The organism is Arthrobacter sp. zg-Y844, from assembly GCF_024385465.1.
In the GTDB taxonomy this organism is placed as follows: Bacteria; Actinomycetota; Actinomycetes; order Actinomycetales; family Micrococcaceae; genus Arthrobacter_B.
Window position 1 is genome coordinate 445,225 of the sequence record NZ_JANFLS010000002.1, and the last position, 14,576, is coordinate 459,800.

Below are 14,576 nucleotides of genomic sequence, written 5' to 3' on the forward strand. Positions count from 1 at the left end.
CTCATCCGGGGGCCATTCCTTTTAAGCTATTGCTGCGCTGCTGCCTACGCTTCGCCGGCGAAGCGCTGGATCAGCCCGAGGGCCACGATGACCAAGCCCCAGGAGAGCGCCAGCGCCACCGTGAAGCGGTTCAAGTTCTTTTCGGCAACACCGGAGGATCCGAGGCTGCTGGTCATGCCGCCGCCGAACATATCCGACATGCCGCCGCCGCGGCCCTTGTGGAGCAGGATGAGCAGCGTCAGCAGCAGGCTCGTGATCGCAAGGAGCACCAGCAGGACGATCTTCAGAATTTCCACTTACGGCCTTTCGGGTGACTCATGGATTGGAGACGCCGCTGCGGCGCCCTTCAGCTGCAGTTCAGTCAGTCACCAGATGTTGTTCGAACCTGACAATATTAGCAAATTCGCCTACATCCAAACTGGCGCCGCCTACCAGCACGCCGTCCACGTCCCGCTCCCCCAGAATGCTTGCTGCATTGGCCGCCTTCACCGAGCCGCCGTAGAGCAGGCGCGTCTTGGCAGCAACGGCATCGTCGTACAGGTCCGCGATTTCGGCACGGATGGCGGCACACATTTCCTGGGCGTCCTCGGGGCCGGCAACTTCACCGGTACCGATGGCCCAGATGGGCTCGTAGGCAATGACAAGGCGTGACACCTGCTCGGCATCCAGTCCCGCGAGGTCCCTGCGGACCTGCTCCAGGGTGTGGATCACGTGATCCCCGGCCTGCCGGACTTCGAGACCTTCGCCAACGCAGAGGATGGGCACGAGGTTGTGGCGGTAGGCAGCCTTGAGCTTTTCGTTCAGCAGCTCGTCGCTCTCGCCGTGGACGGACCGGCGTTCGCTGTGCCCCACGAGGACGTAGCTGCAGCCGAGCTTGGCGAGGAACTGGCCGGAGATGTCACCGGTGTACGCGCCGGAATCGTTGGGCGACAGGTCCTGCGCGCCGTATTCCACCTTCAGCTTGTCGCCCGCTACCAGCGTCTGCGTGCTGCGCAGGTCGGTGAACGGAGGGAACACCACAACTTCCACGCGGCCGTAATCATGCCGTGCGTCGCTCAGCGTCCACGCCAGCTTCTGCAAAAGGGTGATGCCCTGGACGTGGTCCATGTTCATCTTCCAGTTGCCGGCGATCAGGGGTGTGCGGTCGAACTTGCCGTTCGTGGAGGTGGTCATGGTTACTCCGGTTTCTTACTCGCGGTGCGCCGGCGCTGAGGCCGGGCGGGATGGGACATGCGGGTGCGGGCCCGCTGGAACAGCGGACCCGCACCTTGGGTTTTACTTGTCGAGGACGGTAAGGCCGGGAAGGGCCTTGCCTTCGAGGTATTCGAGGCTGGCGCCGCCGCCGGTGGAGATGTGCCCGAAGTCGGCTTCCGAGAAGCCCAGCTTGCGGACGGCCGCTGCTGAATCGCCGCCGCCGACGACACTGAAGCCGCTGGAGTCCTTCAAAGCCTGGGCCACGGCACGGGTGCCGTTGGCGAAGGCTTCGAACTCGAACACGCCCATCGGGCCGTTCCAGAAGATGGTCTTGCCGTGGCGGATCCGCTCGGCGAAGGCGGCAGCGGAGTCGGGGCCGATATCCAGGCCGATGCCGGAAGCGCCGAAGCGGCTGTCCTCCATGCCCTCGGCCGGAACGGTGTCGACGTCGGCGTCCGCAGCGAACTTATCCGCCACCACAATGTCGGTGGGCAGCACAAACTCGCAGCCCACCTCCTTGGCCCGGCTCAGGTAACCCTTCACGTTTTCGATCTGGTCTGCCTCGAGCAGTGATGCGCCGACCTTGTGGCCCTGTGCTGCCAGGAAGGTAAAGACCATGCCGCCGCCCACCAGCAGATAATCGGCCCGGTCCATCAGGTTCTCGATCACTGCCAGCTTGTCGGACACCTTGGAACCGCCCAGAACCACCACATAGGGCTTCTCCGGGTTCTCGGTGAGGCGCTTGAGGACCTCGACCTCGGTGTGCACCAACCCTCCTTCGTAGGCGGGCAGCACCTCGGCAACGTCGTAAACACTGGCGTGCCTGCGGTGCACGGCACCGAAGGCATCATCCACGTAGGCGCCGTTGCCGCCGGTCAGGGCCGCCAGCTCCCCTGCCAGCGCCTGGCGTTCCGCGTCGTCCTTGGAGGTCTCGCGCGGATCGAAGCGGATGTTCTGCAGCACCAGGACGGACCCGGCGGCCAGGGAGGCTGCCAGGCTGCGGGCACTGTCGCCAACCACGTCCTCGGCGAACTCCACCGGGAAGATGGAGAGTTCGTCGAGGCGGTCGACGGCGGGACGCAGCGAGTACTTCTCGTCCGGCTTGCCCTTCGGGCGGCCGAGGTGGGCCATCACAATAACCTTGGCACCGCGCTCCACGAGGGTCTGCAGGGTGGGAATCGACGCCCGGATGCGTCCGTCGTCGGTAACCCGGCCGTCGTCGAGCGGGACGTTCAGGTCGGAGCGGACGAGGACGTACCTGCCGTCAACGCCTTCGCTGATCAGGTCGGGGAGAGTTTTGACAGTCATGTCTACCTTTGCGTACTCGGTTGATTAAAGCTTTGAGCCGACAAGCTTGGTGAGGTCCACCAGACGGCAGGAATAGCCCCACTCGTTGTCGTACCAGCCCACGACCTTCACCTGGTTCCCCATAACGCGGGTCAAGCCGGAGTCGAAGATGCACGAGGCAGGATCGGTGACGATGTCGGAAGAGACAATCGGCTCGTCCGTGTAGCGCAGGATGCCCGCCAGCGGTCCGTTGCCCGCGGTCTTGTAGACATCGTTGATCTGTTCCACCGTGGCCTCCTTGGAAACCGTCACGGTGAGGTCGGTGACCGAACCGGTGGGTACCGGCACGCGCAGCGCGAAGCCGTCCAGCTTGCCGTCAAGGGCCGGCAGGACCAGGCCGATGGCCTTGGCGGCGCCGGTGGTGGTCGGGACGATGTTAAGCGCTGCGGCGCGGGCCCGGCGGAGGTCGCGGTGCGGGCCGTCCTGCAGGTTCTGGTCTGCGGTGTAGGCGTGGACGGTGGTCATCAGGCCGCGTTCAATGCCGAACGCCTCATGCAGGACCATGGCCAGCGGGCCGAGGCAGTTGGTGGTGCAGGAGGCGTTGGAGATGATGTTGTGGGACGCCGGGTCGTAGTCGCCGTCGTTGACCCCCATAACAACCGTGAGGTCGGCGCCCTTGCCCGGCGCGGAGATCAGGACCTTCTTGGCGCCGGCGTCGATGTGCTTCCTGGCGTCCTCGGCCTTGGTGAAGAATCCGGTGGACTCAATGACGATGTCTACGCCGAGATCGCGCCAGGGGAGGTTCGAGGGATCCCGCTCGGCCAGTACGCGGATGGTCTTGCCCCCGACAACGATGTTGCCCTCGCTGACTTTGACATCGGCACCCAGGCGTCCGGTGACTGAATCGTACTTGAGGAGGTGGGCGAGGGTCTCGGGGCTGGTGAGGTCATTTACCGCGACGATGTCGAGGTCGGCGTTCTGCTCCAGGGCCGCCCGGAAGTAGTTGCGGCCGATACGCCCGAATCCGTTGATTCCAACACGAGTAGTCACTGTTCTGTCTCCTTGAGTAGGGGTTCAATCGAGAGCTGCGTGACCTCATGGTAAGAAGCCACCGGACTGACTGCGGCCTGACACTTCCGCTTGGGAAACCCTTCCGGCCGCGGCGCCGTGGCCCCGTCCCGCCGGTGCCCGAAAGCACCGGGCGGGACCGGACCTACGGATTTATCTTACGCGTCACAGTCTCCGTAGGGACCGGGGCACCCGCACAAATGTGCGGCAGGGGCTCAAGACTAAGCCGGGACGATCAGGCTCTTGGCGCCGGTGCGGGCGGCGTCGAAGCGCGCGGCGACGTCGGCCCAGTTCACGATGTTCCACCATGCCTTGACGTAGTCGCCCTTAACGTTGGCGTAGTCCAGGTAGTAGGAGTGCTCCCACATGTCGAGCATCAGCAGCGGGATGGTGCCCACCGGGATGTTGCCCTGCTGGTCGTAGAGCTGCTCGATGACCAGGTTCTTGCCCAGCGGTTCATAGGCCAGGATGGACCAGCCGGAGCCCTGGATGGAGTTGGCCACGGCAGTGAACTGGCCGCGGAAACCGTCGAAGGAACCGAAGAACTCATCGATGGCTGCTGCCAGTTCGCCTTCGGGCTTGTCGCCGCCGTCCGGGGACATGTTGTTCCAGAAGATGCTGTGGTTGGTGTGGCCGCCAAGGTGGAAGGCCAGATCCTTGGACAGCTTGCCGATGGTGCCGAACTCGCCCTTGTCGCGTGCCTCTGCCATCTGGGCGAGGGCGGTGTTGGCGCCGGCCACGTAGGTGGCGTGGTGCTTGTCGTGGTGCAGCTCCATGATGCGTGCGGAAATATGCGGCTCAAGGGCCGCGTAATCGTACGGCAGTTCCGGCAGTGTGTATTCGTTCACGAAAATCCTCCGTTGGTGTCGGATCAAAGTTCCGGGCGGAATTCCCGTCCGGAAACTCGTTGTGCCGCCGAAAGGCAGCAGGCTTCCATCCTATGCAATAACGCTATTCGTCCAACATTTCCGGAGTGACGCTCGACTCAGTACCCGGAATGCCCAGTTCCGCTGCCCGCTTGTCAGCCATGGCCAGCAGCCGCCGGATCCGCCCGGCAATGGCGTCCTTGGTCATGGGCGGGTCGGCCAGGTGGCCCAGCTCGTCCAGGCTGGCCTGCTTGTGGGCCACGCGCAGTTCGCCGGCGTAGCGCAGGTGCTCCGGGACGTCCTCGCCGAGGATCTCCAGGGCACGCTCCACCCGGGCGCCGGCCGCGACGGCGGCCTGCGCGGAGCGGCGGAGGTTGGCGTCGTCGAAGTTGGCAAGCCGGTTCGCCGTGGCGCGTACTTCCTTGCGCATCCGGCGCTCTTCCCACACCATGAGCGCGTCATGCGCACCCATCCGGGTGAGCAGGGCCGCGATGGTGTCGCCGTCGCGGATTACCACGCGGTCCACACCGCGCACCTCGCGTGCCTTGGCAGCGATGCCGATCCGACGGGCGGATCCAACCAGGGCCAGGGCAGCTTCAGGTCCCGGGCAGGTGACTTCAAGCGAGGAGGAGCGCCCGGGTTCGGTGAGTGAACCGTGGGCAAGGAAGGCGCCCCGCCAGACGGCCTCCGCGTCGGCCGCGGAACCGTTCACGACGACGGAGGGCAGCCCCCGCACCGGACGTCCGCGGGCATCCAGGAGGCCGGTCTGCCGGGCGAGTGATTCGCCGTCCTTGACCACCCGAACCACGTAGCGGTTGCCGCGGCGCAGTCCCCCGCCGGACACCACAATGATGTCGCTGGCGTGGCCGTAGACCTCGGCAATGGCTGCCCGCAGCCGTCGGGCAGTAGACGCGAGGTCTACCTCGGCTTCGATGACTATCCGTCCGGAAATGATGTGCAGGCCGCCGGCAAAACGTAGCATTGCCGACACCTCGGCCTTGCGGACTGAGGATTTCTTCACGTCCAGACGCGACAGTTCCTCTTTTACAGCTGCGGTTAACGCCACAAATACACTCCTAATTCTCCCCAAAAATATCGTGGAAGGCGGTCGCGAGGCGGAGCGGATCATGGATCGGACGCCCCGACGCTGCCCCCACCTTACCGAAGACCGGACGGCCGCCCATTTCTGCTACAGCGTCCTCGAAGGCCGCTTTGTCCGCCACCACCGACGGATCCACCAGCACGGCGTCCACCTTGAACTCCGGTGCGTAGCGGCGGATGACGGCCAAGTGGTCGACGGCGGTCATCCCCGACGTTTCGGTTGTCTCATTGCTGAGGTTCATGGTCAGGCAGCGTTTGGCCGATGTGGCGCACAACGCGTCCCTAAGCTGCGGCAGCATCAGGTGCGGCAGGACCGACGTGTACCAGGAGCCGGGTCCCAGGACCACCCAGTCGGCCAGGTCGATTGCTTCCAGCGCGGCCGGGCACGCCGGCGCGTCGACGGGCAGCAGCCGGACGTCGCTGACGTTGCTGCGCGCACCGGCAGCGGCGAGGCTGGCCTGGCCGCTGATGGTCTCGAACAGGTCTCCGTCGGCGGTGCGCCGAAGGACGTCTCCTTCAATGGTCAGCGGCAGGGTGGACATCGGCAGTACCTGGCCGCGGGCACCCAACAGGGCGCCGGCCCACTGGAGTCCGGCGACGGGATCCCCCAGCAGCTCCCAGAGCGTGACAATCAGCAGGTTGCCGAGGGCATGGTCGTCCAGGGAACCTTCGACACCGGGCTGGGACCGGAAGCGGTGCTGCATGACGTCGCGCCAGGTGCGCCCCCAGTCAGTGTCGTCGCAGAGCGCCGCCAGGGCCATCCGAAGGTCCCCGGGCGGAAGGACGCCCAGTTCCCGGCGGAGGCGGCCGGAGGAGCCGCCGTCGTCCGCCACCGTAACGATGGCCGTGAGGTCGGTAGTGAGCAGGCGGAGGGCCGAGAGGGAGGCGGACAGCCCGTGGCCGCCGCCGAGCGCGACGATCGATCCGCTCCCGCTCTCACGCCCCTTCCCCTCGGGAATCAGGGGCAGGGGTCCGGTGAGGAAGGACATTACTCGCGCCCCAGATCCCGGTGGTGGGAGCTGACCGTTACGTGCGGAAGCTGGGCCAGGCGCTTGGCCAGTTCCTCCGTGACGGCCACGGAGCGGTGCTTGCCGCCGGTGCAGCCGACGGCGATCGTGGCGTAGTGCTTGTTTTCCCGGCGGTAGCCGTCAATGACGGGCTCCAGGGCGTCCACGTAGCGGTCGAGGAACTCCGCGGTGCCCTTGGCCTGCAGGACGTAGTCGCGGACGTCTTCGTCCAGTCCGGTGTGCGGGCGCAGCTGCGGAACCCAGTGCGGGTTGGGGATGAAGCGGACATCGGCGACGTAGTTCGCGTCCACCGGCAGTCCGTATTTGAAACCGAAGCTCATCACGTTCAGGCGCAGCACAATCGGGCCGGACTCCGTGAACAGCTCCGTGACGGCGGTGGCCAGTGCGTGGACATTGAGCTTGGAGGTGTCCAGGACGATGTCGGAGGACTCCCTCAGCTCCGTCAGGACCTCGCGTTCGGCGGCGATGCCGTCCAGGATGCTGCCGTCGGCCTGCAGGGGATGCGGGCGGCGTCCCTGTTCAAAGCGCCGGACCAGGGTGGAATCATCGGCGTCGAGGAACAGCAGGCGGTAGGTGACGCCGGCGGCGCGCAGGTTGCGCAGGGCTTCGCGGATGTCCTGGAAGAGTTCCTTGCTGCGGACGTCGACCACCACGGCCAGCTTCGGGATGGACTGGGGCATCCGGGAGACCAGCTCGGTGAGGGTGCCGAGCATCATCGGAGGCAGGTTCTCGACGACGTACCAGCCGTGGTCTTCCAACGCATTGGCGGCGGTACTGCGCCCGGCTCCGGACATGCCCGTGACTACGAGCAGCTCCGATTCCTCCGGTTTGACTACGGTCAAGCCGTCCTCTTGCGTCATTACTGTGATCCCATCCTGATTGTCCTGCTTTTCGAAGAACTCCGAACGGTTCGAAGCCGACACGCCGGTTCCCAAGCCTAACTAAGTTTCCAGGATTTCGCCGGTGGCCATATTGACCGCCGGAACTCCCGCCGTTTCCTTGTCCGCCAGGCGGCTGCGCAGGTTGGCGGCCATGGCCGGGCCGATGCCCGGCACCTCCAGGAGTTCCTCCTCGGTCGCGGCACGCAGTTTCTTCACGGAGCCGAAGTGCTTGAGCAGCGCCTGCCGCTTGGACGGTCCCAGTCCGGGCACCTCATCGAGCAGGGACGCGGTCATGGATTTGCCCCGCTTCTGCCGGTGGAAGGTGATGGCGAAGCGGTGCGCCTCGTCCCGGACGCGCTGGAGCAGGAACAAGGCCTCGGAAGCGCGCGGGAGGATCACCGGGAAGTCACTGTCCGGAACCCAGACCTCCTCCAGGCGCTTGGCCAGTCCGACCACCTGCACATCGGTGATGCCCAGATCCGCGAGGGCCTTCGATGCCGCCGCGACCTGGGGCTGGCCGCCGTCCACCACCACCAGGTTCGGCGGGTAGGCGAACTTTGCCTTGGGCGCCGGGGTCAGGGTGTCCGTCAACGGCTGGACATCGCCGTTGCCGCCGCGCTCGTCCGGCAGGTCCACCGGGGCATCCGGATCGGCGGCGGGATCCGCGTTCTCCGCAAGGTAATTGCGGAAACGGCGGGAAATGACGTTGTACATGGAGGACGTGTCGTCCCGGGCGGCGTCGCCGGTGATCGAGAACTTGCGGTAGTCCGATTTCTTCGGCAGCCCGTCTTCGGCCACCACCATGGAGGCCACCACATTGGTGCCCTGTACATGGGAAATGTCGTAGCACTCGATGCGCAGCGGCGGCGAGGGCAGGTCCAGGGCCTCCTGCAGTTCCTGCAGGGCGGCGGAGCGGGTGGTGATGTCCCCGGCCCGGCGGCTCTTGTGCAGCCGCAGGGCATCCGCGGCGTTGCGGGCAACGGTTTCCATGAGGGCCTTTTTGTCTCCGCGCATGGGCACCCGGATGTCCACCCGGGCGCCGCGCAGCCCGCCCAGCCACTCGGCCAGCTCCTCCGCGTCCGGCGGCAGCACCGGGACGAGGACCTGCCGTGGAATGCGGTCGGTCGAGTTCGCCTCGCCGTAGACCTGCTGGATCAGGTGCTCCACGAGGTCGGCGGTGTCGTTGTCCTCGACCTTTTCCACCACCCAGCCGCGCTGGCCGCGGATGCGTCCGCCGCGGACATGGAACACCTGGGCCGACGCCTCGAGTTCGTCCTCCTCCAGCGCGAATATGTCCGCGTCCGTGTCTTCGCTGAGGACCACGTTGTTGCGTTCGAAGACTTTCCGCAGGGCCGAGATGTCGTCGCGGAGCCGGGCGGCGGTTTCGTAGTCCAGTTCGGCGACGGCGGCCTGCATCTCCTTCTCGAGGCTGGAGATGAAGCGCTTGCCCTCTCCGGCCATGAAGTCGCAGAGTTCCGAGGCCAGCTCGCGGTGGTCCTCGGGGCTGATCCGTCCGACGCAGGGGGCGGAGCACTTGTCGATGTAGCCGAGGAGGCACGGCCTGCCCGTGCGCTCTGCGCGCTTGAAGACGCCGCTGCTGCAGGTCCGGACGGGGAAGACCCGGAGGAGCGTGTCCAGGGTTTCGCGGATGGCCTTGGCCGGATAGAACGGGCCGAAGTAGCGGGTGTCCTTGCGCCGGTCCCCGCGCATGACCTGGGCCCGGGGGTACTTCTCCCCCATGGTCACGGCCAGGTAGGGGTAGGACTTGTCGTCCCGGAACATGATGTTGAACCGGGGGTTGAATTCCTTGATCCAGGTGTATTCCAGCTGCAGCGCTTCGAGTTCGGTGCCGACCACCGTCCATTCGACACCGGCCGCGGTATGCACCATGGCCCGGGTCTTGGGCATCAAACCGCGCGGGTTCGCAAAATAGGAGTTCAGGCGGGAGCGGAGGTTCTTCGCCTTGCCCACATAGATGACCCGGCCGTGCTCGTCCCGGAAGCGGTATACGCCCGGTGCCGTGGGGATCTCCCCTGTTTTCGGCCGGTAGGTTGCTGGATCTGCCACCTCTCCATCCTACGTTCGCCTTTCGCCTGCCCCGGACGGCGGCATGGGGTTTCGCGCGGCGCTGAACGGTCCGGCCCGCTTCGGGCGCAGTACTAGGAACGCCCGGGTACGGCTACCCCTCCGGCCGGTTCCGGTTGTAGCTGTCCGAGCGCTCCTGGCCGCTGAGCTCGGCGATGGCGTCCATGACCCGGTCAGTGGCCTGGCGGCGGGCCGGCAGCGCATGCTCCGGACCGGTCTTCTGGAAGTACAGCGGCTGCCCCACCTTCAGGGTGAAGTGTCCGGGCTTGACCGTTTTCTTGCCGGCGGGCTGCAGTTTGTCGGTGTCGATGAGCCCCACGGGCACCACCGGCGCCCCGGACGTCAGGGCCAGCCAGCCCACGCCGGTGCGTCCGCGGTAGAGCAGTCCGTCGCGTGAGCGGGTGCCTTCGGGGTAGATTCCGACGCCGCCGCCCTCCTCAAGGATGTCCAGCAGGGTCTTGAGCGCCGCAACACTGGCGGCCTGCTGGTCGCGCTGCACCGGAATGGACCCCACGCCTTCGAAGAAGCTTTTCATCGCAAGCCCCTTGAGGCCGGTCCCGGTGAAGTATTCGGCCTTGGCGAAGAAACCCACGCGGCGCGGCAGCAGGGCCTGGACCAGGACGCTGTCCAGGAAGGACTGGTGGTTGCAGGCGACGATGAACGGGCCGTGGGCGGGAACGTGCTCGAGTCCGGTGATCGTGGGCCGGCACAGACCGGCGACAAGCCCGCGGGTGCTTGCCCGGGTCAGGTTATAGAGAACCATTCAGTGCCGCTCCGTTCTGCGCATAGGCCAGCACAGCATCGGCCAGTTCTTCCGCGGTGTCAACGACGACGGCGGCCCCCGCCGCATCGAGCTCGCCGTCGGCAGCGAAGCCCCAGGAGACTCCGATGCAGTCGATTCCGTTGGCGGCGGCGCCCTCGACGTCGTGCCGGCGGTCGCCGATCATGACGGCCCGGTCGAAGGTGCCCGCGTGCCGCTCCAGGGCGGCACGGATGATGCCGGCTTTCCCGTTGAGCGCGGCGGCGGCCTGCTCGTCGGCGGGTGAGCCGTGAACGGAAGCAAAGAGGCTGTCCATGCCCTGCACCTCCAGGAGTTCCACCGCCAAGTGCCCGGGTTTCTGGGTGGCCACGGCCACGGTGTGTTCCGTGCGCAGTTTCTCCACCAGTCCGCGGATGCCCGGGTAAGGCCGGCTCTGTGCCATGCCCGCCTCCCGGTAACCCTGCCGGTAGTGGCGGATCACCGCTTCCAGGCGGTCCTGGGGAACGCCGGCAATGTCACGCAGGGACGTCACCAGGGACGGGCCGACCATCCGGAACAGGTCCGCCTCTGACGGCTCCGGCAGCCCGCAGGCGGTGAGGGCGGAACAGATGCCGCCCGTAATGGCACCGGCCGGATCAACCAGCGTTCCATCGAGATCGAACAGCACCAAAAGCCGGGGAGAAGTCACGGGCCTAAGTTTGGCATATCGGGGCGGCCCAAGGGAAAAAGGTATGCCCGGCGGCGCATATCTCCCGGGTGCGTTTTGCCCGCGCGACGGGACCGGGCATGCCGAAGGCCGGCGCCGCCCCCTCGGGCGGCCGCCGGCCTTCATTGGACTACGGGTTGAGGATCTCCGCCAGGAACGTCGCGGTGTGGCTGCCCTCCACCTTGGCAACCTTCTCCGGCGTGCCGGAGGCTACCACCTTGCCGCCGCCGGTACCGCCGTCGGGGCCGAGGTCGATAATCCAGTCGGCGCTCTTGATGACGTCCAGGTTGTGCTCGATGGTGATCACGGTGTTGCCCTTGTCCACCAGTCCCTGCAGCACCTCCAGCAGCTTGCGGACGTCTTCGAAGTGCAGGCCCGTGGTCGGCTCGTCGAGGACGTAGATGCTGCGGCCGTTGGACCGCTTCTGCAGTTCGCTGGCGAGCTTCACGCGCTGCGCCTCGCCGCCGGAGAGCGTGGTGGCGGGCTGGCCCAGCCGGACGTAGCCCAGGCCCACGTCCACCAGCGTGTTCAGGTGCCGGGAAATGGGACCGAAGGCGGCGAAGAACTCTGCCGCCTCTTCGATCGGCATGTCCAGCACCTCGGCGATGTTCTTGCCCTTGTAGTGCACCTCCATGGTTTCCCGGTTGAACCGGGCGCCGTGGCACACCTCGCAGGGAACATAGACGTCGGGCAGGAAGTTCATTTCGATCTTCAGCGTGCCGTCGCCGTGGCAGGCCTCGCAGCGGCCGCCCTTGACGTTGAAGGAGAAGCGGCCCGGCAGGTAGCCGCGCACCTTCGCTTCGTTGGTCTCGGCGAAGAGCTTGCGGATGTGGTCCCAGACGCCGGTGTAGGTGGCCGGGTTGGACCGCGGGGTCCGTCCGATCGGGCTCTGGTCCACGTGGATGACCTTGTCCAGCTGCTCCAGGCCCTCCACGCGGGTGTGCCGCCCGGCCACGTGCTTGGCGCCGTTGAGCTTGTTCGCCATGGTCTTGTAGAGGATGTCGTTGATCAGCGTGGACTTGCCGGACCCGCTGACGCCCGTCACGGCGGTGAAGACGCCCAGCGGAACATCCACGTTCAGGTTCTGCAGGTTGTTTTCCCGCGCTCCGACGATCTTCAGCTGGCGGGACTTGTCCACCTTGCGCCGCTTCGCCGGGATTTCGATCTTCTTCCGGCCGGACAGGTAGGCGCCGGTGATGGAGCGCTCGTTGGTGAGCAGCTCGGCCAACGGTCCGGAGTGCACCACCTCGCCGCCGCGCTCTCCGGCGCCGGGGCCGACGTCGACAATCCAGTCCGCTTCCTGGATGGTGTCTTCGTCGTGTTCCACCACGATCAGGGTGTTGCCCAGGCTGCGCAGCCGGATCAGGGTGTCGATCAGGCGCCGGTTGTCCTTCTGGTGGAGGCCGATGGACGGCTCATCCAGGACGTACAGCACGCCCACGAGCCCCGAACCGATCTGCGTGGCCAGGCGGATGCGCTGGGCCTCGCCGCCGGACAGCGTGGCTGCCGGGCGGTTCAGGCTCAGGTATTCGAGGCCGACGTCGAGCAGGAAGGTCAGGCGGGCCTGGATTTCCTTCAGCACCTGGTTGGCGATCTGTGCTTCGCGTCCGGTGAGGACCAGGGTGTTGAGGAAGTCCGCGGCTTCACGCAGCGGCAGGGCGCTGATCTCGGCAATGTTGCGGCCGTTGATCAGCACGGACAGGGACGCCGGGTTCAGGCGCGCTCCCCCGCACTCGGGGCAGGCGATTTCCCGCATGTACTCTTCGTACCGGTCGCGGGCGTGGTCCGATTCGGTTTCCCCGTGCTTGCGGTGGATGTACTGGATGACGCCTTCGAAGCCGGTGCTGTACTTGCGTTCGCGGCCGAAGCGGTTCCGGTACTGGACCACGACCTTGTGGTCCTTGCCGTGGAGCACTGCCTCGCGTGCCTTGGCCGGCAGCTTCTTCCAGGGGGTGTCCATGGAGAAGCCCATGTCCTTGGCCAGGCCGTCGAGCAGCCGGTTCCAGTACTCGGTGGTGGCGGTGCCCAGGGACCACGGGGCGATGGCGCCCTCGGCCAGGGACTTGGAGGGGTCCGGAATGATCAGGTCCTCATCGACTTCCAGCCGGGAGCCGATGCCGGTGCAGACCGGGCAGGCTCCGAACGGGTTGTTGAAGGAGAAGGACCGCGGTTCGATTTCGTCGATGGCCAGCGGGTGCTCGTTCGGGCAGGCGAGGTTCTCGGAGAAGGTGCGGGTGCGTTCGCTGCTGTCCTCGGGGAGGTCGACGAAGTCCACCACCACGCGGCCGTCGGCCAGGCCGAGCCCGGTTTCCACCGAGTCCGTGAGCCGCTGCCGGATGCCGTCCTTGGCCACCAGGCGGTCTACGACCACTTCGATGTTGTGCTTGTACTGCTTGCCAAGCTTCGGCGGATCGGACAGCTGGACCTGCTTGCCGTCCACCCGGGCACGGGAGTAGCCCTTGGCGGCGAGTTCCTTGAACAGGTCGACGAATTCGCCCTTCCGGCCGCGGACCACCGGGGCAAGGATCTGGAAGCGGGTTCCTTCTTCCAGTTCGAGGAGCTGGTCCACGATCTGCTGCGGGGTCTGCCGGCTGACGGGCTCGCCGCAGACCGGGCAGAAGGGCCGGCCCACACGGGCCCAGAGCAGGCGCATGTAGTCGTGGATCTCGGTGATGGTGCCCACCGTGGACCGCGGATTCTTGCTGGTGGACTTCTGGTCGATCGAGACGGCGGGCGAAAGCCCCTCGATGAAGTCGACGTCGGGCTTGTCCACCTGGCCGAGGAACATGCGCGCGTAGGCGGACAGGGACTCGACGTAGCGCCGCTGGCCCTCCGCGAAGATGGTGTCGAACGCCAGGGAGGATTTGCCCGAGCCGGACAGGCCGGTGAACACGATCATGGCGTCCCGCGGCAGGTCCAGGTCAACGTTGCGGAGGTTGTGCTCGCGCGCACCTTTCACTACCAGGCGGGAAAGGTCATTGGCTTTATGCGGCACGAACGTGGTGTCAGCCGTCGGAAGAGTCGATTTAGGCACGTTTTCCACTGTAGTTCAAACGCCGATTCGAAAAAGTATTCGACCCCCCGGGTTTCGCCGCGGGCGAAGCGGAACCGGTGCGGGGCTCCCTGGCTGCATGCCCTTGGAGCGATCCGAAACCCCGCAAACCGGACGCTGCGTGTCCGTTTAGCCCAGGGCCGCCCGCAGGAGGGACACGGCGTCGTCATCCGAGACGCCGTTGGCCCGCACAGCAGCGGCATACGCGGCGGCAGCTTCGGCCACCCGGCCGCGGCCGGTGTCGCCGCCCGCCGCGACAACGGTGCCGGCGCGGGACCGCGTGGTGACGACCTGCGCCTGCTCCAGCTCGCGGTAGGCCTTCGCCACCGTGTTGACGGCCAGTCCGAGGTGTCCGGCCAGGGCACGCACCGGTGGAAGCCGGGTCCCGATGGCGAGGCGCCCCTCGTTCACGGCGTCCAGGATCTGCAGGCGCAGCTGTTCGTAGGGCGGGACCGAGCTGGAAGCGTCAATCCGGACCCCAGCCAGCACACCGGCGTCGTTGCCGGCGGAGGTCGGTGCGGTTACGGGGGTTGTGTCAGGCGTCATGG

General features: G+C 66.4%; 13 protein-coding genes. All 13 read right to left on the minus strand.

Going from position 1 to position 14,576, the window contains the following annotated elements; genetic code table 11:
* Nucleotides 1-44: 44 nt before the first annotated feature.
* The gene (secG, locus tag NNX35_RS08885) at nt 45-296 is read right to left on the minus strand and encodes a preprotein translocase subunit SecG (RefSeq protein WP_255766173.1); all 252 of its coding nucleotides are present in this window, start codon (nt 294-296) and stop codon (nt 45-47) included.
* A 61-nt stretch (nt 297-357) separates the two neighbouring features.
* Nucleotides 358-1,173: a triose-phosphate isomerase gene (gene tpiA, locus NNX35_RS08890; RefSeq protein ID WP_255867536.1), complete on the minus strand. Its 816-nt coding sequence runs from the start codon at nt 1,171-1,173 to the stop codon at nt 358-360.
* A 102-nt stretch (nt 1,174-1,275) separates the two neighbouring features.
* Nucleotides 1,276-2,502 (minus strand): phosphoglycerate kinase, encoded by a 1,227-nt coding sequence (pgk, locus tag NNX35_RS08895; protein WP_255867538.1) that lies wholly within the window; start codon nt 2,500-2,502, stop codon nt 1,276-1,278.
* A 24-nt stretch (nt 2,503-2,526) separates the two neighbouring features.
* A complete protein-coding gene (gene gap / locus NNX35_RS08900) occupies nt 2,527-3,531 on the minus strand; it encodes a type I glyceraldehyde-3-phosphate dehydrogenase (RefSeq protein WP_255766170.1) in 1,005 nt (334 codons plus the stop codon).
* Nucleotides 3,532-3,770: 239 nt separating this feature from the next.
* A complete protein-coding gene (locus NNX35_RS08905) occupies nt 3,771-4,397 on the minus strand; it encodes a superoxide dismutase (RefSeq protein WP_255766169.1) in 627 nt (208 codons plus the stop codon).
* Between the two features lie 103 nt (nt 4,398-4,500).
* A complete protein-coding gene (gene whiA, locus NNX35_RS08910; RefSeq protein WP_227921727.1) occupies nt 4,501-5,481 on the minus strand; it encodes a DNA-binding protein WhiA in 981 nt (326 codons plus the stop codon).
* Between the two features lie 10 nt (nt 5,482-5,491).
* Nucleotides 5,492-6,505, minus strand: coding sequence for a uridine diphosphate-N-acetylglucosamine-binding protein YvcK (yvcK, locus tag NNX35_RS08915; protein WP_255867539.1), 1,014 nt, complete (start codon nt 6,503-6,505; stop codon nt 5,492-5,494).
* Nucleotides 6,505-7,404 carry an RNase adapter RapZ gene (rapZ, locus tag NNX35_RS08920; protein ID WP_227933489.1) on the minus strand — a complete coding sequence of 300 codons (900 nt, stop codon included), beginning with the start codon at nt 7,402-7,404 and terminating at the stop codon, nt 6,505-6,507. Before rapZ ends, yvcK begins: the two co-directional genes overlap by 1 nt.
* An 81-nt stretch (nt 7,405-7,485) precedes the next feature.
* On the minus strand, nt 7,486-9,492 hold the full coding sequence (gene uvrC / locus NNX35_RS08925; RefSeq protein ID WP_255766167.1) for an excinuclease ABC subunit UvrC: 2,007 nt from the start codon (nt 9,490-9,492) through the stop codon (nt 7,486-7,488).
* A 112-nt stretch (nt 9,493-9,604) separates the two neighbouring features.
* On the minus strand, nt 9,605-10,273 hold the full coding sequence (locus NNX35_RS08930) for a 1-acyl-sn-glycerol-3-phosphate acyltransferase (RefSeq protein WP_255867540.1): 669 nt from the start codon (nt 10,271-10,273) through the stop codon (nt 9,605-9,607).
* Nucleotides 10,260-10,958 (minus strand): HAD hydrolase-like protein, encoded by a 699-nt coding sequence (locus NNX35_RS08935; RefSeq protein WP_255867541.1) that lies wholly within the window; start codon nt 10,956-10,958, stop codon nt 10,260-10,262. Before NNX35_RS08935 ends, NNX35_RS08930 begins: the two co-directional genes overlap by 14 nt.
* A gap of 148 nt (nt 10,959-11,106) precedes the next feature.
* Nucleotides 11,107-14,010, minus strand: coding sequence for an excinuclease ABC subunit UvrA (gene uvrA, locus NNX35_RS08940; protein WP_255867542.1), 2,904 nt, complete (start codon nt 14,008-14,010; stop codon nt 11,107-11,109).
* Nucleotides 14,011-14,157: 147 nt separating this feature from the next.
* Nucleotides 14,158-14,574, minus strand: coding sequence for a GntR family transcriptional regulator (locus NNX35_RS08945; RefSeq protein ID WP_255766163.1), 417 nt, complete (start codon nt 14,572-14,574; stop codon nt 14,158-14,160).
* Nucleotides 14,575-14,576: the final 2 nt, after the last annotated feature.

Bases quoted from the DNA above. Each gene is read 5' to 3' on its own strand.
- tpiA (WP_255867536.1), bottom strand. From the start codon at position 1,173: ATGACCACCTCCACGAACGGCAAGTTCGACCGCACACCCCTGATCGCC.
- pgk (WP_255867538.1), bottom strand. From the start codon at position 2,502: ATGACTGTCAAAACTCTCCCCGACCTGATCAGCGAAGGCGTTGACGGC.
- yvcK (WP_255867539.1), bottom strand. From the start codon at position 6,505: ATGTCCTTCCTCACCGGACCCCTGCCCCTGATTCCCGAGGGGAAGGGG.
- rapZ (WP_227933489.1), bottom strand. From the start codon at position 7,404: ATGACGCAAGAGGACGGCTTGACCGTAGTCAAACCGGAGGAATCGGAG.
- NNX35_RS08930 (WP_255867540.1), bottom strand. From the start codon at position 10,273: ATGGTTCTCTATAACCTGACCCGGGCAAGCACCCGCGGGCTTGTCGCC.
- NNX35_RS08945 (WP_255766163.1), bottom strand. From the start codon at position 14,574: ATGACGCCTGACACAACCCCCGTAACCGCACCGACCTCCGCCGGCAAC.